Consider the following 21,392-nt stretch of genomic DNA (forward strand, 5'->3'; position numbering starts at 1 on the left):
AATCCTCCTATGGCACTCATCCGCATTTCCGAGGCTGCACGGTTCCTGGGCGTGAGCGACGATACTGTCCGCCGGTGGACAGAGCAGGGGACCCTGACGGCACTCCGGGACGCTTCCGGCCGCCGGGCGGTGGACGGGCTGGAACTGGCAACGCACGCACAGAAGCTCGCCCAGCTCCCGGAGGACCCCAAAGGCGGCAGCAGTTCGGCACGGAACCGGTTCGTCGGGCTGGTCACCAATGTCATTACGGACAAGGTCATGGCGCAGGTGGAACTGCAGTGCGGTCCTTTCCGGGTGGTCTCCCTGATGAGCAGCGAAGCCGTGCGCGAACTGGGGCTGGAACCGGGGGCCGTTGCCACCGCCGTGGTCAAGGCGACCACTGTCATCATCGAATCCTCGAAGGGCCGGGCCACTGCATGAAACAGCCACCTGCCCGGTCCGGGCACCCGCCACTCCGGAAACACGTGCTTTCCCTCGGTGTCCTGCCGGTGGTCGCACTGCTGCTGGCTGTCCTCCCGGGCTGCGCCGCAGGGGGCTCCGTAACCGGTGCCGGTGCGGGCACAACCGCAAATGACAGGCCCAGCGGCGAAATCACCGTCTTCGCGGCGGCCTCCCTCAAGCAGGCCTTTACCGAGCTCGCCGGCACCTTCGAAGCGGAACATCCCGGCACATCGGTTGCGCTGAGTTTCGCCGGTTCCTCGGACCTCGCAAGCCAGATCAGCCAGGGTGCGCCCGCGGACGTCTTCGCGTCCGCGGATACTGCCAATATGAAGAAGGTGCTGGACGCGGGCCTGGCTGATGGCACGCCGGAAAACTTCGCCACCAACACCCTGGCAATCGCCGTGCCGCCGGGCAATCCTGCCGGTGTCACATCGCTGAAGGACCTGGCCCGGCCGGGCATCAAGCTGGTGACCTGCGCCAGGCAGGTTCCCTGCGGGGCCGCCGCGGCCAGGGTGGCCCAGGCGGCGGGGCTCACGCTGAGCCCGGTCAGCGAGGAAAACGCAGTCACCGACGTCCTGGGCAAGGTCACCTCCGGCGAGGCGGACGCCGGGCTGGTCTACGGCACCGACATCAAGGCGGCGGGGACCAGGGCGGCAGGCATCCAGTTCCCGGAGGCGGGGAGTGCCGTGAACACCTACCCGATTACGGGCCTCGCCGGCGGCAGGAACAAGGCCGCCGCCCACGCATTCATGGACTTGGTGGCAGGCCCGGAGGGCCAAAAAGTCCTGGCCGCCGCGGGTTTCGGGCCCGGCGGACAGTAGGGTGGGGCGAGGAACGGCCGGCGGTTCGCCGGGCCGTGCCGGTCGACACCACCGTCAAGCATCCAGCGTTCTTAGCCGACATGTCCGGAGGAAAGCAGCATGGCCCACGCAGAAAACAGCATCACCATCAACCGGCCGGCACGCGAGGTCTACGACTTCCTGGCCGACGGCCTGAACAATACCGCCTGGCGTGAGGGCGTAAAATCCATTTCCCTCAAGGAAGGCAGGGCAGGTGAGCCCGGCGCAATCTACAGCCAAACGCTGACCGGACCCAAGGGCCGCCCGTTGCAGGGTGACTACAAAATCACCACCGCAGAGCCGGGCCGCCTGCTGGGCTTCGAGGTGGTTGCGGGGCCGGCCCGGCCCACAGGCACGTATACCTTGGCCGGGGAAGCCGGCAGCACCACCGTTCACTTTGCCCTGGACGCCCGGCTTCCGCTCCTGATGCGTGTCCTTGATTCGATGGTCACCAGGACCATGGAATCTGAGGTAGCCCAACTGTCCAGGCTCAAGCAGGTCCTCGAAAGCCGCTGAGCACTTGGGTACAGCAGGCACGGAAACGGGGAAAGGCAGAGAGGGAGTGCAGCAGGTGGACAGGCACGCGTACTCCGGCATCCCCGCCTGGGTCCGGGTGCTGGCCGTCCTGGCGGCCGTCGTCGTCGTCCTGCCCCTGCTGGCCATGGTGCTGCGCGTCGACTGGGCCCAGTTCATTCCGTTGGTGACGTCGGGCCCATCACTGACTGCGCTGGGGCTGAGCCTTCGAACGTCCGCGGCGAGCACAGTGCTGTGCGTCGTGCTGGGGGTTCCGCTGGCACTGGTCCTCGCCCGCGATTCCTTCCGGCTGCAGGGGCTCCTGCGCTCGCTGGTACTCCTGCCGCTGGTGCTTCCGCCGGTGGTGGGCGGAATCGCCCTGCTGTACACGTTCGGCCGCCAAGGGCTGCTGGGGCAGGCCCTGGAGGTGCTTGGGCTGCGCATCGCCTTCTCCACCACGGCGGTGGTCCTGGCGCAGACGTTCGTGGCGCTGCCCTTCCTGGTAGTCAGCCTGGAGGGGGCCCTGCGGACGTCGGGCTCCCGCTACGAAGCAGTGGCCGCCACGCTGGGAGCCCGGCCGGGAACGGTGTTCCGGCGGGTCACGCTGCCGCTGGTCCTGCCCGGCCTCGCGTCCGGCGCCGTCCTCTCCTTCGCGCGCAGCCTGGGCGAGTTCGGTGCCACGCTCACCTTCGCCGGCAGCCTCCAGGGGGTGACCCGGACCCTGCCCCTGGAGATCTACCTGCAACGGGAAACGGACCCCGCTGCCGCCGTCGCGCTGTCCCTGGTCCTGGTGGCAGTCGCCGTCGCCGTCGTGGCGCTCGCGTACCGGCAGCCGGCAAAGAGCCGCCCATGGACTGCCAAACGGACGACGACGCCCGCACCCGTTCGCGGGGAAGTCCCGTGACGCTGTCCTTCCAGGCAGCCGTGGCCGGGCGGGGCTTCGACGTGGACCTCGCCGTCCGGCCGGGCGAAACGCTGGCCGTGATGGGACCCAACGGCGCCGGCAAATCCACCCTGCTGGCCAGCATCGCGGGCCTGCTGCGGCCGGACAGCGGCCGGGCGGAACTCAACGGCAGGACCCTTTTCGACCTCGACGGCGCCAACCGGACCTGGCTGCCTCCCCATCACCGCGGCACGGCCCTGCTTGCCCAGGAACCCCTGCTGTTCCCCCATCTCAGCGCGGTGGACAACGTATCCTTCGGGCCCCGCAGCGGCGGTGTCCCGAAGCGGGACGCGAAGCAGCAGGCCATGCGCTGGCTGGCTGATGTGGAAGCGGAACACCTCGCCGGACGCCGTCCCGCACAATTGTCCGGCGGCCAGGCCCAACGCGTGGCGGTGGCCCGCGCGCTCGCCGCCGATCCCGCACTCCTGCTGCTCGATGAACCGCTGGCCGCCCTGGACATCCACTCTGCTCCGCTGCTGCGCCGCCTCTTCAAGCGGGTCCTCGCGGGGCGGCAGGCCATCATCGTCACGCACGACGTCCTGGATGCGCTGGTGCTCGCGGACCGTGTGGTCATCCTGGAGAACGGGAAGGTTGCGGAGGAAGGGCCCACGCGGACGGTCCTGGAACGTCCCCGCAGCTCCTTTGCCGCCGGACTGGCTGGACTGAACTTCATCCCTGGCACGTTGGACGGCGCTGGGGTGCATACCTCCCGTGGCATGAGGATCGCGGGGCACCACCAGGAACAAGCCTTCCCCGAAGCCGGCTTCCCGAAAGCAGGCGGTCCGGGCGTTGCCGTCTTCCCGCCGTCGGCTGTGTCAGTGTTCCTCGACGACGCCCACGGAAGCCCGCGGAACTCGTTCGCGGTCACCATTACCGACCTCGAACCCCACGGTGACCAGATCCGGGTGAGGGCAGGCGGCCTGGCCGCCGACATCACGCCTTCCGCTTCCGCAGACCTGGGCCTTGCGCCGGGCATGACGGTGCACTTCGTGGTCAAGGCCGCCGCCGTCTCCGTGTACGGGACTTAGCGACCGGAAGGGGCAACCAGGGGATTCCCGGCGGGAGGGACCTCCGGCTCTGGACAGCCGTTTCGCCGTGGGCAAACATGGCTAAGGAACGTCGCCGCGCAAAGTTGAGCGTAGTACACTCAACTTAGTCAACCAGCCCCCGAAAGGAGCTCTCTTTGGACGTCAAATTCACCACCAAGAGCCAGGAGGCTCTTTCCGCGGCGGCAATGAACGCCTCCACGGCCGGCAACCCTCAGGTGGAACCGGCCCACCTCCTCAAAGCGCTGATGGACCAGCGGGAAGGCGTGGCCGTTGCGCTCCTCCGCGCCACCGGCACGGACCCGGACGTTGTCAGCGTGCAGGCCAGCAGCGCGATCAAGGCCCTGCCCGCCACCTCCGGCGGCTCCAGCCAGCAGGCGCAGCTGTCCCGGCCCGCCCTGCAGGCCATCCAGCACGCCAAGGAGGAGGCGGACCGGCTGGGTGATTCCTTCGTTTCCACCGAGGTGCTGCTGGTGGGCCTCTCCGCCGGCAACGACGCTGCTGCCCGGCTCCTCCGCGAAGCCGGAGCGTCCCGGGAAGCCCTGCTCGCTGCGCTGCCCGGGGTCCGCGGCGACCGGAAAGTGGACAGCCCGGACCCCGAAAACACCTTCCAGGCCCTGGAGAAGTACGGCACGGACCTCACTGCCATGGCCCGCGCCGGCAAGCTGGATCCGGTGATCGGCCGGGACTCGGAAATCCGCCGTGTTGTCCAGGTGCTCTCACGGCGCACCAAGAACAACCCGGTGCTGATCGGCGAACCCGGTGTGGGCAAGACGGCCGTCGTCGAGGGCCTGGCCCAGCGCATGGTGGCGGGCGACGTCCCGGAAAGCCTGCGCGGCAAGACGCTGATCTCCCTGGACCTTGGCTCCATGGTGGCCGGCGCCAAATACCGCGGCGAGTTCGAAGAGCGGCTCAAGGCTGTCCTCGAGGAGATCAAGGGCTCCGAGGGCCAGGTTGTCACGTTCATCGACGAGATCCACACGGTGGTGGGTGCAGGCGCCACCGGAGATTCCTCCATGGACGCCGGCAACATGCTCAAGCCCATGCTGGCCCGCGGCGAGCTGCGCCTGATCGGTGCCACCACCCTGGATGAGTACCGCGAGAACATCGAGAAGGACGCAGCCCTGGAACGCCGCTTCCAGCAGGTGTACGTGGGCGAGCCCAGCGTGGAGGACACCATCGGCATCCTCCGCGGCCTCAAGGAGCGCTACGAGGCGCACCACAAGGTCGCCATCGCAGACTCTGCCCTGGTGGCCGCCGCCACGCTGTCCAACCGCTACATCACGGGCCGCCAGCTGCCGGACAAGGCCATCGACCTTGTGGACGAGGCAGCCTCGCGCCTCCGCATGGAGATCGACTCCGCTCCGGAGGAAATCGACCAGCTGCGGCGGCAGGTGGACCGGCTCACCATGGAGGAGCTGGCCCTGACCGGCGAATCGGATCCCGCGTCCGTGGAGCGCCTCGCCGCACTCCGCGCCGACAAGGCGGACAAGGAGGAGGAGCTCTCCGCCCTGAATGCCCGGTGGGAAGCGGAGAAGGCCGGCCTCAACCGCGTGGGTGACCTGAAGGCAAAGCTGGACGAACTGCGCTCCGCGTACGACAAGGCTGCCCGCGAAGGCGACCTCGAAACTGCCTCCCGGATCCTCTACGGGGAGATCCCGGCCCTCGAGCGCGAGGTGAACGCCGCTGCCGAGGCAGAGGCCGCCGTGACGGACAAGTCCACGCAGATGGTTGCCGAGGAAGTGACTGCCGAGGATATCGCTGAGGTCATCTCTGCGTGGACGGGCATCCCGGCGGGCCGCATGCTGCAGGGCGAAAGCCAGAAGCTGCTCCACATGGAAGAGGAGCTGGGACGCCGCCTGATCGGCCAGGCCAAGGCCGTGACGGCCGTGTCCGACGCCGTCCGCCGCGCGCGGGCCGGCATCAGCGACCCCAACCGGCCCACCGGTTCCTTCCTGTTCCTGGGACCCACCGGCGTGGGCAAGACCGAACTGGCCAAGGCGCTGGCGGATTTCCTGTTCGACGACGAACGCGCCATGGTGCGGATCGACATGTCCGAGTACGGCGAGAAGCACAGCGTCGCCCGGCTGGTCGGGGCGCCTCCGGGATATGTGGGCTACGAGGAAGGCGGGCAGCTGACCGAGGCCGTGCGCCGCCGCCCCTACTCCGTGGTGCTGCTGGACGAAGTGGAGAAGGCGCACCCGGAGGTGTTCGACATCCTCCTGCAGGTGCTCGACGACGGCCGCCTCACCGACGGCCAAGGCCGCACCGTGGACTTCCGCAATGTCATCCTGGTGCTGACATCCAACCTGGGCAGCCAGTTCCTGGTGGACCAGACCCTGGACGCGGAGGCCAAACGGAACGCCGTGATGGCCACCGTCAACGCTTCCTTCAAGCCGGAGTTCCTTAACCGGCTCGATGAAGTGGTCCTCTTCGACGCCCTCAATGTCGAGGAACTGGGCCGCATCGTGGAGCTGCACGTGGACGAGCTGGGCCGGCGCCTCCATGACCGCCGCCTCACGCTGGAGGTCACCGACGGGGCCAAGGCGTGGCTGGCGCTGTCCGGCTTCGACCCCGCCTATGGTGCCCGGCCGCTGCGCCGCCTGGTGCAGCGTGAGATCGGCGACCGGCTGGCCAAGGCCATCCTCGCCGGGGAGATCAGCGACGGCGACACCGTGGTGGTTGACACCGCCGCGGACCTTGGGGAACTTACCGAGGGCAACGTGGACGCGCTGACGGGTGTCCCGAGCTCCGGCCTCTCAGTACGCCGGAAGGATTAACCGCAGCGGCCGTGATGCAGGCTGTGCTGCCTTGGTGACTGTCAGGGCAGCACGCTCGCGTTAATCACGTTGCCGGCGTCGGCCGTGACGTAGCAATCCACCCTGCGGTCCCCGGATTCCCAGCTGGTGTTGCTGGGATAGCTGCGCTGGTAGTTGAGCTGGAACTGCTTGGCCGCCGGGCCGAGCTTCGCTGCCTGGCAGACTTCCAGCGCCTTGGCCTTGAGCGGGTCCGCCCCCGGATACTTGGCGCTCTCCGGGTAGTGGAGGGTGGCGACGAGCTGTGCTGAATGGCCCGTGTCGCATGGCACCAAAGTGGACGCCAGGGCCTGCGGGTCGAAGTCCTTGAAGCAGTCGCCCACGGCATAGTCTGCCGGTGCAACCCCATCGCGGGGCAGGGGCTGCGGGGTGGCCGGCGGGGTCACGGCGGTCTGCAGCACGCCGGGGCCTGAACTTGTCGCCGAGTCCGTCCCGGGCGACGAGTTCAGCCACACGGCGAGCCACACCAGCGAACCGGCGACCGCGATGATGACCGTGACGAGGAATGCCTTCCAGAAGGCAGGCCTCCTGTTGACGCGCTGGTCCGGTCCCGGCTCCCGGCGCGGCTGGGACCAGGTGACCGACTCCGGGGCGGGCGCTGGACCGGCGTCCCGCCCCGGCACCAGGGGCAGGTTTCCGGTTCGAGGCGGGAGGGCGGGCTTCGGCGGGACGTCCTGGTTCACGGGTGCGCATCCTCCTGGGTTGTGGTTCCGCGGCTCGCCAAAGGCCACACAAAATCGGCACTTCTTTAGTGACTCTACCGAAGAAAAATCCCGGAATCCTGCGGGTGGAGGTGCGTCATGGTACCCCACGCCACTGCACGGGCCGATTGGCGGCAAGCAGGGGGCGCCGAAAGCATGTAATCTAGGTGTACGACAAATTGACCAAACATTCCGGGGCCTCACCGATCGCCAAGGTGACCACCTCCGGTCCAAGTACAAAAGGGGGTCACGCCATGGGGCGCGGCCGTCAAAAGGCAAAAGCTACCAAGCAGGCTCGGGACATTAAGTACTACTCCCCGAACACTGACTATTCGGCACTTCAGCGGGAGCTGACGGGTCCGGGCAGTCGTTCGACGAGCCATTACTCGAGTGAGCCGGTTGAGCCGGACTATTCGGCTTATGTGGACAAGTACGCGGATGATTTGGATGACGATGACGACGAGGTTGACAGCCGTCGCATCGGCTAGTTGTCGCAAGCCTGCCGTGGCCCCGCGCCCGGCTGCTGTGATCTTCTTCTTGTAACCCGGTTTCGGGTCACCGCATACATCATGGAGCCCGTTTCCGCACCGGAGTACCGGTGCGGCAGCGGGCTTTCCGTGTTTCTCCGATGCCCGGCTTGGTAACCTGACCGGATGAATGTCCGAACCACCTATGCCACCGGCGAGCCCTGCTGGGCAGACCTGCAGACTCCCGATGTTGCGGCCGCGAAGGTTTTCTATAACCGCCTCTTCGGCTGGACCTACCAGGATTTTCCCACCCCGGACGGCCGCAGCTATGCGCAGGCCTTTGTCCGCGGGCAGCTGGTGGCCACCATTGCGCCGCAGAGCCCGCTGCAGCTGCAGGCCGGCACCTCCGCGAAGTGGAACGTCTACTTTGCCGCCGCGGACGCTGCGGAACTGCTGGAGGAGGCCGGACACGCAGGAGGGACGGCCCAGTTTGGGCCGGAGCAGGTGGGTGATACCGGTGTACTGGGCTTCCTTGCCCCTCCAGGTGGCGGAACCACAGGTATCTGGCAGGCAGGAACCCACTACGGCAGCCAACTGTTCAACGAGCCGGGCGCGCTGGCCTGGGCGGAACTTTTTACACCCGAGCCCCAGGCCGCTGTCGGCTTCTTCCAGCAGCTTTTCGGGCATGACGTCACCGAATACCCCAGGACGACGGCGGCAGCTACAGTACGCTGCTCATCGGCGGCAATGAGGTAGCAGGCGTCGTTCCTGCCGATGAGGGCGATCAGGCAAACTGGCAGGTCTACTACGGCGTGGCAGATGTTGCCGCAGCAGCTGCGGCCGCCCAGGCAGCAGGGGGCCAGGTCATGGTGGAGCCGGACGAGCGTCCCGCCGACGGGTCACTGGCCACCATCCAGGACCCGCAGGGCGGCGTCCTCAACCTGATCCAAACCACCGCTTAGACATCGAGTGCTCCCCACCGGTGGCGGGGAGCACTCGACGAAGGCTTTAGGCGTAGGCGTTGACCAGGCGGACAGCGCCGCCGTCCACGCCCTTGGCGCCCTGGACATAGTCAGGTCCGGACTTGGAAATGGCGTCTGAATCCCCGGTGACGGTGCCCATGATCCAGGACGGCAGGCCGCGTTCGTTCAGGCGTGCGACGGCGGCATCCGCGGCTTCCGGGGACACGATGGCCACCATGCCCACGCCGAGGTTCAGGGTGCGTTCCAGGTCGGCCAGCGGAACGTTGCCCAGCTCGGACACCAGCTTGAAGATGGCCGGCAGCTCCCACGTGGCACGGTCCACCGTGGCCACCAGGCCCTGGGGGAGGACGCGGGCCAGGTTGGCGGCAAGGCCGCCGCCGGTGACATGGCTGAAACCGTGGACGGCTGCGCCGGCGCTGACCGGGAAGGTCCGGGCGAGGTCCAGGCAGTCGGCCGCGTAGACGCGGGTGGGTTCCAGGAGTTCCTCGCCCAGGGTGCGGCCCAGTTCGGACACCTGGCGGTCCAGGGCCCAGCCGGCGTGGTTGATGACGCGGCGGACGAGGGAGTAGCCGTTGGAGTGGAGGCCGGATGAGGCCATGCCGATCACCACGTCGCCGGCGCGCACGCGGTCCGGGCCCAGCAGGGCGTCGGCTTCCACCACGCCGGTGGCTGCGCCGGCAACGTCGTATTCGTGCTCGCCCAGCAGGCCCGGGTGCTCGGCAGTCTCGCCGCCCACCAGGGCGGTGCCGGCCACGGAGCAGGCGGCCGCGATGCCGCGGACAATGCCCGCGATGCGTTCGGGGACCACCTTGCCGCAGGCGATGTAGTCGGTCATGTACAGCGGCTCAGCACCCACCACCACGATGTCGTCCACCACCATGCCCACCAGGTCGAACCCGATGGTGTCGTGGATGTCCATGGCCTGGGCGATGGCTACCTTGGTGCCGACGCCGTCCGTGGAAGTGGCCAGCAGCGGCTTCTTGAAGGTCAGCAGCCGGGAGACGTCGTAAAGCCCGGCGAAGCCGCCTACCCCGCCGATCACCGAGGAGTTGTGGGTTGCCTTCACGGCATCCTTCATGAGCTCGACGGCGCGGTCCCCGGCTTCCACGTCCACGCCCGCGGACGCATAGGTGATGCCGGCGTTGTCTGCGGCAGGGCTGGCGGAGGTCATACGGAGTCCTTCTTGTCGGCGCTGGTGGCGGCGTGTACGTCGGGCACGAGGTCGGCTTCGGTCAGCAGGTTCTCGAATTCGGAGTCCGGGCCGGGATCGCAGCCCGTGGCGCCGGCCTTTTCCGCCGGATCCTCGGTGGCGTCAACGGCCAGGGCGGCCGTTTCGCCAGGAAGGGCCGCGGGGGAGGGCTTGATGCCGCCCAGGTCGGTACGCTCCAGCAGGTTCTTGCCCAGCTTGTCCGCGTCGGGCAGCTTGATGGGGTACTTGCCGGTGAAGCAGGCGGTGCAGAGGCGTTCGCGCGGCTGCCGGGTGGCGCCGATCATGCCGTCCTCGGAGATGTAGGCCAGCGAGTCCGCGCCGATGGCCTGCGAAATCTCTTCGATGGTGGCGCCGTTGGCGATCAGCTCGGCGCGGGACGCGAAGTCGATGCCGTAGAAGCAGGGCCACTGCACGGGCGGGGAGGAGATCTTGACGTGCACGGCGGCGGCGCCGGCTTCCCGCAGCATCCGGACAATGGCCCGCTGGGTGTTGCCGCGGACGATGGAATCGTCCACCACCACGACGCGCTTGCCGCGGATCACGGACTCAAGGGCGTTCAACTTGAGCCGGATGCCCAGCTGGCGGAGGGTCTGCGAGGGCTGGATGAAGGTGCGGCCCACGTAGGAGTTCTTGACGAAGCCGTGTGCGAACGGAATACCGGATTCCTCGGCATAGCCCACGGCTGCCGGAGTGCCCGATTCCGGCACCGGGATGACGATGTCGGCCTCGTGGGTGTTCTCCCGGGCCAGCTGGCGGCCCATCTCCACGCGAGACTCATACACGGAACGGCCTGCGATCGCGGCGTCCGGACGGGCGAGGTAGACGTATTCGAAAACGCAACCGGCCGGCGTCGGCTCTGCGAACTTCTTGGACCGCACGCCTTCTTCGTCAATGGCGATGAACTCGCCGGGCTCGATCTCGCGGATGAAGCTGGCACCCACGGTGGCCAGGGCTGACTGTTCGGAGGCGACAACCCAGCCGCGTTCCAGGCGGCCCAGGACCAGCGGGCGGATGCCGAAGGTGTCGCGGGCTGCGTAGAGGGTTCCCTCGTCCATGAAGACGAAACAGAAGCCGCCCTTGATCTTGGGTAGAAGCTCGGTGGCGGTCTCTTCGAGGCTCTTGCCCGGCTCGCCTTCCAGCAGGGCGGTGACCAGCGCGGTGTCCGAGGTGTTGCCCTGTTTCATCTCGCCGGTGAGCTGCCCGCCGTTGCGCTCCGTGATCATGGCGTTGAGTTCGGCGGTGTTCGTCAAGTTGCCGTTGTGCGCCAGGGCCACGGTGCCCGTAGAGGTCGCGCCCAGGGTGGGCTGCGCGTTGGCCCAGTGGCTCGCGCCGGTGGTGGAGTAGCGGCAATGGCCCACGGCCAGGTGCCCGGTCAGGGTGTTCAGCGTGGTCTCATCGAAGACCTGGGATACGAGGCCCATGTCCTTGTAGACATTGATCCGCTTGCCGTCGCTGGTGGCTATGCCAGCCGACTCCTGACCGCGGTGCTGCAGTGCATACAGCCCGTAGTAGGTAAGTTTTGCTACTTCTTCACCGGGTGCCCAAACACCGAAGACGCCACAGGCATCCTGGGGTCCTTTTTCGCCGGGAAGAAGATCATGGGAAAGTTTGCCATCGCCGCGTGCCACTGATCGATTATCGCACGTTGTGGGGTATGACTTTCCCCTGCACCTAATTGTGACCCCGGTTAGTCCTGGGGGCCGGTATCAGTTTCCGAATCCGGAACGGCCTCCACGACGGCACGTTCCTGCCGCCTCACGCTCCGGCGGTCCAGTACAAGCGCCAAGGCTGCGCCAAGGATTGCGCCGACGGCTGCGAACATGATCAGGAAGAAGCCGAACACGGCACCGGGATCGAACGTCGAGTCGCCAGGCGCCGCGTAAGCCACGACAGCGGCGGCAACAATGCCTGCCAGTGCCCCCGCAATCAAAAAGGGGACATACTTCGGCGCGCGGCGCACGGTCACCTCGCGCCGTTCGGCAGGGGTTTGTTCAAAAGCCATGCCATCCAGCCTAATGCTGGACCAGAGAGTGCGTATAACGCAGGGTACGCGGCCAGGCGGCGGATCAGCGGGACGGACGCAGAACCGAGCCTGGTAGCCACGGGGGCTGCAACTGATATATCTATTGACATGGAGTGTGGCCACTGTCATATTTTCCGGTAGGCGCTATGTGCATTCTGTTGCGTAATACGCAATTGGGCAGGGTCGCCGTGGTGGCATGACGTGGTCTCCCGGCGTGGCATGTCAGCTAGATTGGCACTTGGTGCCGACTCACCGGATCCGGCCGGATCCAGGAAAGGAACACAAGAACCATGGTCCATAAAGTTCAAGCTGTCGTTGTCCGGGAGAAGAATGCCCCGGTGTCGCTGGAGACCATCCTGGTGCCGGATCCGGGTCCGGGGGAGGCGCTGGTGGACATCATCACCTGCGGTGTCTGCCACACGGACCTGCACTACAAGCAGGGCGGAATCGGCGACGACTTCCCGTACCTGCTGGGCCATGAGGCCACGGGTGTTGTGAGCGCCGTTGGTCCGGACGTGACGTCCGTGGCGCCCGGGGACAGGGTGATCCTGAACTGGCGTGCGGTCTGCGGCGAGTGCCGGGCGTGTGCCAAGGGTCAGCCGCAGTACTGCTTCAACACCCACAACGCCACCCAGAAGATGACCCTTGAGGACGGCACGGTCCTCTCTCCCGCCCTGGGCATCGGCGCCTTCGCCGAGAAGACCCTGGTGGCTGCCGGGCAGTGCACCAAGGTGGACCCGGAGGTCGACGCGGCCGCAGTGGGGTTGCTGGGCTGCGGCATCATGGCCGGCATCGGCGCCGCGATCAACACCGGCGAGGTAAAGCGCGGCGAGTCCGTGGCCGTCATCGGCTGCGGCGGCGTGGGCATCGCCGCGATCGCCGGCGCGAGGCTCGCGGGCGCGACGACGATCATCGCCGTTGACATCGACGACAACAAGATCGGCATGGCCAGGTCCCTCGGTGCCACCCATGGCGTGAACTCCAAGCAGGAGGACGCGGTGGAGGCCATCCGCGCCCTCACCGGAGGCAACGGCGCTGACGTGGTGATTGACGCCGTCGGCCGACCCGAAACGTACAAGCAGGCCTTCTACGCCCGCGACCTTGCCGGCCGCGTGGTCCTGGTGGGCGTCCCGACGCCGGAGATGACGCTGGAACTGCCGCTGCTGGATGTCTTTGGCCGCGGCGGCTCGCTGAAGTCCTCCTGGTACGGCGACTGCCTGCCCTCCCGCGACTTCCCCATGCTGGTGTCCCATTACAAGCAGGGCAACCTGGACCTGGACGCGTTCGTGTCCGAGCGCATCGCCATCGACCAGGTGGAGGAAGCCTTCGGCAAAATGCACGAGGGCAAAGTCCTGCGCTCAGTTGTAGAGGTCCAGCCGGCGGGGGCGCCGGCATGAGCGTCACTGTCGAGAACCTGGTCACCTCGGGCACATTTTCGCTCGACGGCGGCACCTGGGACGTGGACAACAACGTCTGGATCGTGGGCAACGACGAGGAATGCCTCATCATCGACGCGCCGCACGACGCCGCCGCGATCATCGCCCAGGTACGCAGCCGGAAGGTCAAAGCCATCCTGCTCACGCACGCGCACAACGACCACATCGGTGCCGCCCGCGAGGTTGCCGATGCCCTGGGCGCACCGATCCTCCTGAACCAAGAGGACCTGATGCTGTGGGAGCAGGTCTACCCTGACGCCAAGCCGGACGGCTACCACTCCGACGGCGACCTGTTCGAGGTGGGCGGGGCAACGCTGAAGGCCATCCACACTCCCGGCCACTCCCCGGGGTCCACCTGCTTCTACCTTGAAAACGAAGGAACAGTGTTCACCGGGGACACCCTGTTCAACGGCGGCCCCGGCGCCACCGGCCGGTCCTACAGCGACTATCCCACCATCCTGAAATCCATCCGCGAACGGCTGCTCACGCTGCCGGCGGAGACCGTGGTCCGCACCGGCCACGGCGAGGACACCACCATCGCCGCCGAACAGGAAACGCTGGCGAAGGTTTCCCAGTAGCGGACATCAGCAACGAGTGTCCTGGAGGCGCGCCGGGATTTCCGGCGCGCCTCCACTGCAAATGAACAATAGAGGCCGGCACGGGAACTCCCTGGTGACGGCGAGGAAGTGGGAACAATGAAGTTCGGCAAGCAGCCTGCCCCCGTCGCGGACATCAATGAGGACGAGCTCCAAGTCCACAAGCCCAAGACCGAGGCCGCCGGGGTCAAGGCCGTCATGGTTGCCCTGGAGCGCGCGGTGGCACAGGCCGGCGTCACCCGCACGGCACAGTCCCTGCTCCGGCTGAACCAGCGCGGCGGCTTCGACTGCCCGGGCTGCGCGTGGCCCGAGTCGGACAAGAAGCGCAAAGCTGCCGAGTTCTGCGAGAACGGTGCCAAGGCTGTGGCCGAGGAAAACACCGTGCGGACCGTCGGGGCGGAGTTCTGGGCCACGCACTCCATTGCCGAGCTGTCAGGGAAGACCGAGTACTGGCTGGGAAACCAGGGCCGGCTCAGCGAACCGATGGTGATCCGGGAGGGTGACACCCACTACTCGCCAATCTCCTGGGCTGACGCCTTCGAGCTGCTCGGTGAGCACCTCCGGGCCACCACCCCGGACCGCAGCGTGTTCTACACCTCCGGCCGCACCGCGAACGAGACCGCGTTCCTGTACCAGTTGTTCGCCCGGTCACTGGGCACCAACAACCTGCCGGACTGCTCCAACATGTGCCACGAGTCTTCCGGATCGGCGCTGAACCCGACCATCGGCATCGGCAAGGGCACCGTGTCCCTTGACGATATCCACGACGCCGAACTGATCTTTGTCGTGGGCCAGAACCCCGGCACGAACCACCCGCGGATGCTGTCCGCGTTGAAGGAATGCAAGGACAAGGGCGGCAAGGTGGTGGCCGTGAACCCGCTGCCCGAGGCCGGCTTGTTCAACTTCAAGGACCCCCAGACCGTTTCCGGTGTGGTGGGCGGCGGGACGCCGTTGGCCGATGAGTACCTGCAGATCAAGGTGGGCGGGGACCTGGCGCTGTTCCAGGCGCTGGGCCACCTGCTCCTGGAGGCCGAGGAACGAAACCCGGGGACCGTCGTCGACCATTCCTTCATCGCCGACCAGACAGACGGGTTCGACGCCTACCGCGACGCCCGCCGCATCATCGACTGGGACGAGACCGAGAAGGCCACCGGCCTGACCCGCGTGCAGATCGAGAAGGTGGCGGGGATGCTGGTGGCATCCAAGGCCTCGATCTTCTGCTGGGCGCTGGGCGTGACGCAGCAGCCGCACTCGGTGGACACCATCAAGGAAATGGTCAACGTCCTGCTGCTGCAGGGCAACTTCGGCAAGCCCGGCGCCGGCGCCTGCCCGGTCCGCGGGCACTCGAACGTCCAGGGCGACCGGACCATGGGCATCTGGGAGAAACCCAAGGAGTGGCTCCTGCAGGCCTTGGACGCCGAGTTTGGCATCACCTCCCCGCGGCACCACGGCTACGACGCCGTGGAGTCGATGGAGGCCTTTGAACGGGACGAGGTGGACGTATTCGTGTCCATGGGCGGGAACTTCTCGCTCGCCTGCTCGGACACCGAAGCGCTGGAAGCCGGCATGCAGCGGATCGGGCTGACCGTGCACATCTCCACCAAGCCCAACCGCTCGCACATCGTGCATGGCCGGACATCGCTGATCCTGCCCACGCTGGGCCGCACGGACAAGGACGACAAGCATCCCAAGGGCGCGCAGTTCCTGTCCGTGGAGGACTCCATGTCCGTGGTGCACTCCACCCAGGGCCGCCTCACCCCGGTCTCCGAACACCTGCTCGCCGAGCCCGTGATCGTGGCGCGAATGGCCGAGGCCACGTTCGGGCCGCAGCACGCCGTGGACTGGCGCGGTATGGCCGAGGACTACGATGTGATCCGCGACCACATCGCCCGCGTCCTGCCCGGCTTTGAGGACTTCAACGCCAGGGTCCGGACCAAGAACGGGTTCGTGCTCCCCAACCCGCCACGGGACACCCGTTCGTTCTCCACGGACATCGGCAGGGGCCGGTTCACTGTGAGCCCGCTGGAGTACCTCACCCCGCCCACGGGGCACCTGGTGCTGCAGACCATCCGCAGCCACGACCAGTACAACACCACGTTCTACGGCCTGGACGACCGCTACCGCGGCATCTCCGGCGGACGCCGCGTCATCCTGATCCACCCCGAGGACCTCGCCGAGCAGGGATTCCAGGACCGCGAGCTCGTGGATGTGGTGAGCACGTTCCAGGGCGTGGACCGCCGGGCGGACAAGTTTCGCCTGGTGGCGTACCCCACCGCGAAGGGCTGTGCCGCGGCGTACTTCCCCGAAGCCAACGCCTTGGTCCACAAGGAAAACGTGGCCCGCGTATCCAACACCCCCGGCTTCAAGGCCATGTTCGTCCGGTTCGAGCCGCACCAGGGCGGGGCGGCAGCAGCCGAGGAATCTGCAGGGGAGCTGGCCGGAACGCACGCTTAGCCCCATCGGGTGGGTAAGCTGCGCCGGTGCGGGCAGTGACGACGGCGGCAGTCCGGCAGGTGCCGGCTGTCGCCATCGCTGTTCCCCCACTCGGCTTTTGGGCCGGGTAGTTCCCGTCGGGACCGGCCTCCGGGTACAGGTCCTTGCCATAGCGGTGGACGACGCTTGCCGGGCCGCAACATACTCACCGTGTCAGGCGCTTGCGGTGTCAGGCGGAGGGCGCGTGCAGGACCAGCTCCAGCCAATCTTCTGCTGGGGATACCTGGATCTGCACCAGGTCCGGAACAGTGCAATGCGAGCTTCCCTCCTCCGGAACCCGGACGCGGTCTTGGGTGTCCGGCCACCGTGGTGGTTCCCAGTGCTGGTGTTCGCTTTGGTAGTGGCGGCCTGTGGGTGAGGTCCAGCCGGGTGGTTCGTTCTTGGTGGCGGGGGTGGGTTTCCAGCCGGTGGTGTGTCGGAGTTTGTGGTGTTTCGGGCAGGGTTGTCCCAGGTTGCTGATTCCGGTGGTGCCGGCCTTGGCCCAGGCGAGGATGTGATCGGCATCGTTGTCCAGGGAGTTGTTGCTGCACCCCGGGAACGGACACTTCCCGTCCCGCATCCGCAACCACGCCCGCATCGGACCTGTGACCCGGTAACTCGTCCGGCCGATCTCCAACGGGGCCCCGTCCCGCGGATCCACCAACACCCGGTAAAACGACCCGGCCCCGGAGGCCACCAGTTCCCGTGCCATGGACGGCGGAATGGGACCGTACCCGTCCAGTACCGCCGGCTCATCGGTCAGGCCGAGCAGCGAGAACACCGGAACCGTGACCAGCACCTGCGCCCGGACCGGCGACGGCACACGGTCCAGGGCAGCACCCGCGCCGTCGCTGGGGCTGCCGCCTGCACCCGCGCCGTCGGTGGAGCTGCCACTTGCGCCCTCGGTCATGCTGCCGCTGCCGCTTGCACGGGTGTCGCTGGCGCCGGTGCCGTTGGTGAGGATCGCGTCGGCGAAGGTGTCGGCCCGGAGCTGGGTCAGGGTCCTGCCCTCGCCGGGGCCCTGCATGCCCCGGGCGGTCGCGGTGAGCCGGTTCCACCCGGCCAGGGCCTGGTCCGCGGGAAGGCACGCGGAGAGCCAGGCCATCCCGTCCTGGTCCGCCCGGAACTCCACCCGCCGCTCAGACACCCCCTTGGCGTGGCGTGCCTCGATGCTCTCGGCGTGGTGGCGTTCCCGCCAGGTCCGGGCCTTGGCCTTGAACCGGTGCGCCGGCAACGCACCCACCGGGCAGCCCCGCGCCGGGTCCGCGGCGTCAGGGTCCAGGAAATGGGCTTCCAACGCCGCCGCCCCCGCAGCATCAAGGCACGCCGTCTCGTCCGCCATCACCACCGCGTGGCCCCAGGAGATCACCCCGCCCTGCAACGCCGACAAGGTCAGCGGCAACGAGGCAACAACGGCGTGCGAGGCCGTCAGGAACGACGACGCGGCCCGCGGCCCCAGGGCCAACACGCACCCGATCTCCGCCGCGACCGCCATCTCCTGCGCACGCACCGGCACATCCGGCCCCGCAACCACGTCGGCGCTCTCCGCATACCCAACCGCAGCCCTCGCCTTCAGGCCAGCAAACCCGGCCTCCACCTCCCGGGCACCGGCCAGAATGTCCAGGCACCCAGCCGCCACACCAGCCAACGGATCAGCCGCAGAAAACGGCTCCAAACCAGCCCCGTCCACCTCAGCATTCAGCACAGCAAGGGCAGCCCGGATCTCCCCAAACGCCCTCACCACCGCCGATTTCCCCATAAACCCATCATGACAAGGGGGTACGACATTAATGGGACCGCCGGGCCTGTCCTCGGGAGGGGACGGTCAGCCATACGACGCCTCCAGCAACGGATTCTTTACGTTCAGAAACAGCGGTCCTCCGTGGCACCGACCGTGCTTTTTCGTCATATCCGAAATTGATTGACAGTGGGCGTGGCAGGAGTCACACTGTTGCATATGGTGATCGTTGTTGCGTTAGGCGCTTCAGTTTTTTCCGGAGTTATCGCTTCTGTTGCTGATGAACCTCCCCACATTCATTGACGGAACGTCTTGGACACCCCTTGTAGCCCCACCTGCTCCGTAACCACCCTCAAATCGCCCAATGCCCAGCCCTATCGGGAGGAAACACATTGACTACCTCAGTGAACGCGCCCCTCAGCGCACGCGGAAAGCTCGCCTCAACATTGCCTGCGGAGCAGCTGGCCGAAATTACCGAGTTGTTTGCTTTGCGGCGCACCGGCTACTCCCTCGACGCCCCCTTCTACACCGACCCGACGATCTTCAAGCTCGACATGGAGGCCATCTTCGGCCAGCACTGGATCTTTGCCGGCAGCGTCGCCGAGCTTCCGGAGCCGGGCGATTACATCACGGTCGACTACGGCCCCTACTCCCTGATCGTGCTGCGTAACGACGACGGCGAGGTCAACGTCCTGCACAACGTCTGCCGCCACCGCGGTGCACGTGTCCTGACCGAAGCTGCCGGTTCCACCGGAAACCTGGTCTGCGGCTACCACTCCTGGACCTACTCGCCCGAGGGCAACCTGATCCACGCCTCCGCCCCGGGGGAGGCCAAGTTCGACAAGAGCTGCTTCGCGCTCAAGCGTGCCCACAGCCGTGAAGTTGCCGGCCTCATCTTCGTCTGCATCGCGAACGAGCCGCCGGCGGACTTCGACGAGACCGCAAAGATCTTCGAGCCTTACCTTGCGCCGCACGACCTGTCCAAGACGAAGATTGCCTACCAGCAGAACATCATCGAAGAGGGCAACTGGAAGCTCGTCATGGAGAACAACCGTGAGTGCTACCACTGCGACGGGCACCCGGAACTCGCCTGCTCGCTGTTCCCCACGTGGGGCCTGACCGAGGGCCTGATCCCGACCCACCTCGAGGAAGTATGGGACCGCAACAAGGAAGCCCAGTCCTCCCTCGAGGAGCGGTGCCGCCGCTATGGCCTGCCCTACGAGGTGGTTGAGGAACTCGATACCCGTATCGCCGGTATCCGCATTTCACGCGAATCCCTGGACGGCGAAGGCGAATCGTTCTCCGCAGACGGCCGCAGGCTCTCCAAGAAGCTCCTCGGCGACCTGCCGGACTTCCGCCTGGGCCGCTGCTCGATGCACCTGCAGCCCAACAGCTGGTTCCACTTCCTGGGCGACCACGTCATCACCTTCGGCGTTTTCCCCATCAACGAACACCAGTCCCTGGTCCGCACCACCTGGCTGGTGGCCGACGACGCCGAGGAAGGCGTGGACTACGACCTCGACAAGCTGACCTACACCTGGAAGCAGACCAACATCCAGGACAAGGCGTTCGTTGAGCTGTGCCAGCAGGGTGCTGCAAGCCCCGCCTACGAGCCCGGCCCGTACATGAAGAGCGAATACCAGGTGGAGGCCTTCATCAACTGGTACGTCCAGCGGGTGCAGGAGCACTTGGCATGATTGAAGTCCTCACTGAGACGCCCGTCCAGGAGCCACAGCGCATTCGCGGCCTTGAAATGCCGTGGAACCGGGTGATGGGCAGCATTGAAGGACCCGCCAGCGCAGCCAAGGCGCTGGGCCCGTGGCATCCGCAGGAGTTCATGGCCGAATGCGTCGAGACCATCCCCGAAGCGGGCGGCATGATGACGTTCGTGTTCCGCCGCTGCGACGGCGCCCCGCTGGCGTTCCGTCCGGGCCAGTACGTGAACATTGCCTTCCCCGTAAACGGCGAGGACCAGGAGCCGGTGGACCGCAGCTACTCGCTGTCCAGTTCGCCCACGGAACCGTGGACCTTCAGCGTCACCGTCAAGCGCGACGCCGGTGGACTGGTTTCACCCTGGGTACACCAGAATGTCAGGCCCGGCACCGTCCTGGACATGCTGGGACCCGTTGGGGCATTCCACCTTCCTGACGCCGACCGGCGCGCGCGGTACCTCTTCCTGGCCGCCGGCGCCGGCATTACCCCCATCATGTCGATGCTGCGGACCATCCACTCCCTGCCGGGAACTGCCGACGTTGTGGTGCTCTACCACGGCGCGGAAGCCGGCGGCTTTGCCTTCCACCGGGAGTTGGCTTACATCGCTTCCGTGGACTCGCGCATCAAGGTCTTCTACGCCCTGGGCGACCGCGGCAGGCCCGGGGACTGGGAAGGCTTCAGCGGACGGCTGACCTCAGCCATGATCGACGAAGTGGCTCCGGACGCCAACGGCCGGCAGGTCTACGCCTGTGGACCCGAGGGGTACCTGAACACCGCCACCGAACTGCTCAGGAGCGTGGGCGTCGACGACACTTCCATCTACATGGAGTTCTTCTCCGGCGACCGGCAGACCCTCCTTGAATACCAGGCCGAGCTCGCCCTGGCTGCGGACATTGCCGGGGAAATCGCTGAGGAGATCGCGGACTCCGCAGAGGACTACTTCGAAGGCCAGCCCGCAGCGTTCGAGATCTACGAGCCCGGCTACGCCGAGGATGGAACCCTGCAGGCCACGGGCTTGGCGCTGGAAGCCGCCACGCCGGAAGTCCCTGCCGGGGCCGCCACCCCGGCTGCGGCCCCGGAGGCGCAGACACCCGACGCTTCAAGCTTCGACACCGTGGGAACGGGCAGCCTGACCCTGTCCTTTCTCCGCACCGGGATCAATGTGCGGATCGACCCCGAGGAGCACATCCTTGAGGTGGCACAGCGCGCCGGTGTCCGGATCGGCGCCAACTGCAAGGAGGGCATGTGCGGCTCCTGCAAGGTGGTCAAGCTGTCCGGGGAGATCGACATGAACCACCAGGGCGGAATCCGCAAACGGGAAATCGACGCCGGAAAGTTCCTTCCCTGCTGTTCCACTGCGCGCACCGACATGGTGATCGACGCCTAGCCGCGCCCCTGGAGCGGCGGGAGCCCTGCGCACCCCCATGATTCACCGCAAGTGAAAAGTAAAACCAC

19 protein-coding genes are annotated in these 21,392 nt (G+C 66.9%); 14 read left to right on the top strand and 5 right to left on the bottom strand.

Features of this window, described 5'->3' with window-relative positions; genetic code table 11:
- Positions 1–9: 9 nt before the first annotated feature.
- The 6 genes from J2T23_RS06190 (at position 10) to clpB (ending at position 6,562) form a co-directional block, all read left to right on the top strand.
- The gene (locus J2T23_RS06190; RefSeq protein ID WP_141159159.1) at positions 10–420 is read left to right on the top strand and encodes a TOBE domain-containing protein; all 411 of its coding nucleotides are present in this window, start codon (positions 10–12) and stop codon (positions 418–420) included.
- A complete protein-coding gene (gene modA / locus J2T23_RS06195; RefSeq protein WP_307358114.1) occupies positions 417–1,262 on the top strand; it encodes a molybdate ABC transporter substrate-binding protein in 846 nt (281 codons plus the stop codon). The genes J2T23_RS06190 and modA overlap by 4 nt, the downstream gene beginning before the upstream one ends.
- Before the next feature lie 99 nt (positions 1,263–1,361).
- Positions 1,362–1,796 carry an SRPBCC family protein gene (locus tag J2T23_RS06200; protein ID WP_307358116.1) on the top strand — a complete coding sequence of 145 codons (435 nt, stop codon included), beginning with the start codon at positions 1,362–1,364 and terminating at the stop codon, positions 1,794–1,796.
- A 55-nt stretch (positions 1,797–1,851) separates the two neighbouring features.
- Positions 1,852–2,697 carry an ABC transporter permease gene (locus J2T23_RS06205; protein ID WP_141159162.1) on the top strand — a complete coding sequence of 282 codons (846 nt, stop codon included), beginning with the start codon at positions 1,852–1,854 and terminating at the stop codon, positions 2,695–2,697.
- Entirely contained in the window at positions 2,694–3,764 is a 1,071-nt protein-coding gene (locus J2T23_RS06210) for a sulfate/molybdate ABC transporter ATP-binding protein (protein WP_141183464.1), read from the top strand. Before J2T23_RS06205 ends, J2T23_RS06210 begins: the two co-directional genes overlap by 4 nt.
- 155 nt (positions 3,765–3,919) lie before the next feature.
- Positions 3,920–6,562, top strand: coding sequence for an ATP-dependent chaperone ClpB (clpB, locus tag J2T23_RS06215; RefSeq protein ID WP_141159163.1), 2,643 nt, complete (start codon positions 3,920–3,922; stop codon positions 6,560–6,562).
- Positions 6,563–6,603: 41 nt separating this feature from the next.
- Here the strand turns inward: clpB and J2T23_RS06220 are convergent, their stop codons facing one another.
- On the bottom strand, positions 6,604–7,281 hold the full coding sequence (locus tag J2T23_RS06220) for a septum formation family protein (RefSeq protein WP_141182588.1): 678 nt from the start codon (positions 7,279–7,281) through the stop codon (positions 6,604–6,606).
- Positions 7,282–7,553: 272 nt separating this feature from the next.
- On the opposite strand from J2T23_RS06220, the gene J2T23_RS06225 reads away from it, so the two are divergent.
- The 3 genes from J2T23_RS06225 (at position 7,554) to J2T23_RS06235 (ending at position 8,728) form a co-directional block, all read left to right on the top strand.
- The gene (locus J2T23_RS06225) at positions 7,554–7,787 is read left to right on the top strand and encodes a DUF3073 domain-containing protein (protein ID WP_141161457.1); all 234 of its coding nucleotides are present in this window, start codon (positions 7,554–7,556) and stop codon (positions 7,785–7,787) included.
- Positions 7,788–7,952: 165 nt separating this feature from the next.
- The gene (locus J2T23_RS06230) at positions 7,953–8,522 is read left to right on the top strand and encodes a VOC family protein (RefSeq protein WP_307358120.1); all 570 of its coding nucleotides are present in this window, start codon (positions 7,953–7,955) and stop codon (positions 8,520–8,522) included.
- A 56-nt stretch (positions 8,523–8,578) separates the two neighbouring features.
- Positions 8,579–8,728 (top strand): hypothetical protein, encoded by a 150-nt coding sequence (locus tag J2T23_RS06235; protein WP_307358122.1) that lies wholly within the window; start codon positions 8,579–8,581, stop codon positions 8,726–8,728.
- A 46-nt stretch (positions 8,729–8,774) separates the two neighbouring features.
- Here J2T23_RS06235 and purM read toward each other — a convergent pair whose 3' ends face one another.
- From purM to J2T23_RS06250, 3 genes are read right to left on the bottom strand one after another with little or no spacing between them, the layout of a single operon-like run.
- Entirely contained in the window at positions 8,775–9,920 is a 1,146-nt protein-coding gene (gene purM, locus J2T23_RS06240) for a phosphoribosylformylglycinamidine cyclo-ligase (RefSeq protein WP_141159166.1), read from the bottom strand.
- Positions 9,917–11,587 (bottom strand): amidophosphoribosyltransferase, encoded by a 1,671-nt coding sequence (purF, locus tag J2T23_RS06245; protein WP_141182586.1) that lies wholly within the window; start codon positions 11,585–11,587, stop codon positions 9,917–9,919. The genes purM and purF overlap by 4 nt, the downstream gene beginning before the upstream one ends.
- A 59-nt stretch (positions 11,588–11,646) precedes the next feature.
- Positions 11,647–11,961 carry a hypothetical protein gene (locus J2T23_RS06250; RefSeq protein ID WP_141182585.1) on the bottom strand — a complete coding sequence of 105 codons (315 nt, stop codon included), beginning with the start codon at positions 11,959–11,961 and terminating at the stop codon, positions 11,647–11,649.
- Positions 11,962–12,272: 311 nt separating this feature from the next.
- Between J2T23_RS06250 and J2T23_RS06255 the strand changes: the two genes are divergently transcribed.
- From J2T23_RS06255 to J2T23_RS06265, 3 genes are all read left to right on the top strand, one after another.
- The gene (locus tag J2T23_RS06255; RefSeq protein ID WP_307358126.1) at positions 12,273–13,379 is read left to right on the top strand and encodes an S-(hydroxymethyl)mycothiol dehydrogenase; all 1,107 of its coding nucleotides are present in this window, start codon (positions 12,273–12,275) and stop codon (positions 13,377–13,379) included.
- Positions 13,376–13,996: an MBL fold metallo-hydrolase gene (locus J2T23_RS06260; protein ID WP_307358128.1), complete on the top strand. Its 621-nt coding sequence runs from the start codon at positions 13,376–13,378 to the stop codon at positions 13,994–13,996. The genes J2T23_RS06255 and J2T23_RS06260 overlap by 4 nt, the downstream gene beginning before the upstream one ends.
- A 117-nt stretch (positions 13,997–14,113) precedes the next feature.
- On the top strand, positions 14,114–16,468 hold the full coding sequence (locus J2T23_RS06265; protein WP_307358131.1) for an FdhF/YdeP family oxidoreductase: 2,355 nt from the start codon (positions 14,114–14,116) through the stop codon (positions 16,466–16,468).
- Positions 16,469–16,676: 208 nt separating this feature from the next.
- Here the strand turns inward: J2T23_RS06265 and J2T23_RS06270 are convergent, their stop codons facing one another.
- Entirely contained in the window at positions 16,677–18,245 is a 1,569-nt protein-coding gene (locus J2T23_RS06270; protein ID WP_307358135.1) for an HNH endonuclease signature motif containing protein, read from the bottom strand.
- Between the two features lie 371 nt (positions 18,246–18,616).
- Between J2T23_RS06270 and J2T23_RS06275 the strand changes: the two genes are divergently transcribed.
- Both J2T23_RS06275 and J2T23_RS06280 read left to right on the top strand, forming a co-directional pair.
- Entirely contained in the window at positions 18,617–19,921 is a 1,305-nt protein-coding gene (locus tag J2T23_RS06275) for an aromatic ring-hydroxylating oxygenase subunit alpha (RefSeq protein ID WP_141159173.1), read from the top strand.
- Complete coding sequence (locus tag J2T23_RS06280) at positions 19,918–21,324, top strand: ferredoxin reductase (protein ID WP_307358138.1); 1,407 nt, start codon at positions 19,918–19,920, stop codon at positions 21,322–21,324. Before J2T23_RS06275 ends, J2T23_RS06280 begins: the two co-directional genes overlap by 4 nt.
- The last annotated feature ends 68 nt before the right edge of the window (positions 21,325–21,392 follow it).

This window comes from Pseudarthrobacter niigatensis (assembly GCF_030812615.1).
GTDB lineage: Bacteria > Actinomycetota > Actinomycetes > Actinomycetales > Micrococcaceae > Arthrobacter > Arthrobacter niigatensis.